This window comes from Chelativorans sp. (genome assembly GCF_031180965.1).
Lineage (GTDB): Bacteria > Pseudomonadota > Alphaproteobacteria > Rhizobiales > Rhizobiaceae > Chelativorans.
In genome coordinates this window covers 1-1248 of sequence record NZ_JAPSLH010000061.1, presented here as the reverse complement: position 1 = coordinate 1248, position 1248 = coordinate 1, and the positions used below count along the sequence as shown (strand labels likewise).

The window sequence follows — 1248 nt, the reverse complement described above, 5'->3', positions numbered from 1 at the left end:
CCGCTTCCTGCCGCCCTACGATACGCGGGAGACGCTGGACCGGCTCGGCTTCGTGCTGCGGCGCTGGCGACCGGAGCGACTGGTGCTGCTCGGCGACAGCTTCGACGATCCCGGCGGCTGTGCGCGCCTGCCGGAGCCGGAATGCGCGACGCTGAAGCGCCTGCTCCATGGCGTCGCCGTCACCTGGGTTCTCGGCAACCATGACCCGGTCGCCCCCGAGGGTCTGCCGGGAGAGGCAGTGGAGGAATGGCGCGATGCGCCGCTCAACTTCCGCCACATCGGCGCGCCGCGCGCAGCCGGCGAGGTCAGCGGACATTTCCATCCGAAGGCGACGATGGAGACGCGCGCGGGCGGCGTGACGCGGCCCTGCTTCCTGTTCGATGGGCGGCGCCTGATCCTGCCAGCCTTCGGCGCCTATACCGGCGGCCTCGACATCCGGGACCCCGCGATCGCGGCGCTGATGCCGCGTGGCGGGCGAGCCTTCCTCCTGGGGAAGGACCGACTGTTCAGCATGCCGACGGGGCCGCTGCGCGGCCTTGCCGCCAAAGACCCAGGACGCAAGCCAGGGAGCGAGGGGGACGAACTCCCCCTCGCCCTCAATGGGGTTACGGCCAGAGGACCTGGCTGATCGCGTGGATCACGCCGTTGCTGGCCATGATGTCTGCCTGGACCACCTCCGCCGGCACGGCGGAGACCTGCGCGCCCGCCGCGCCGAAGCCACCAAGCTGCATGGCCGGGGCGGGATTCTGCAGCTGCAGGCTAGAGCCGGCGGTCTGGATCCCGAGGGAGGCGCCATTCAGCGTCTTGAGGCGATGCTCCTGCCCCGTGAGCTGCGTCGAGAGGAACGTGCCCGGCACGACATGGTAGTTGATCAACGCAGACAGGCGCTGTCGCTCGACATCGTTGCGGTTCTCGCTGCCGCCCATGTTCCGGCCCGTCAGGTCCTGGATCAGGTTCGCGGGAGCACCGAAGAAGGCCTGGTCGATGGGCGCGAACACGGTGAGCGGCCCGGGCTGGCGGAAATCCTCGACCATGCTGGCGCGCGTGATGAGGTCCAGGAACTGCTTGAAGCGTGAATCGCCGGCGAGCGTGTCTGCGACGCTTCGGGTCTGTGCCCACAGGATGTTCGGCATGGCCAGAGCGCCCGTCGCCGCCGCACCTAGGACGAACAGACCACGCCTGTGAATCAAGGTCATGTGAGACACCCCTTCCTTGTTGACGGCCGCGCCGGCCAGCCGCTACCTCCGG

The 1248-nt window shown here is 69.3% G+C and carries 2 protein-coding genes; one reads left to right on the top strand and one right to left on the bottom strand.

The annotated features are described in order from the left end of the window. Nucleotides 1-628, top strand: a 628-nt coding sequence (pdeM, locus tag RIN79_RS21480; protein WP_309086744.1) for a ligase-associated DNA damage response endonuclease PdeM, incomplete at its 5' end; no start/stop codon positions are given. Here the strand turns inward: pdeM and RIN79_RS21475 are convergent. Beyond that, the gene (locus RIN79_RS21475) at nucleotides 606-1196 is read right to left on the bottom strand and encodes a fasciclin domain-containing protein (RefSeq protein ID WP_309086743.1); all 591 of its coding nucleotides are present in this window, start codon (nucleotides 1194-1196) and stop codon (nucleotides 606-608) included. The two genes, pdeM and RIN79_RS21475, sit on opposite strands and share 23 nt — an antisense overlap. Nucleotides 1197-1248: the final 52 nt, after the last annotated feature.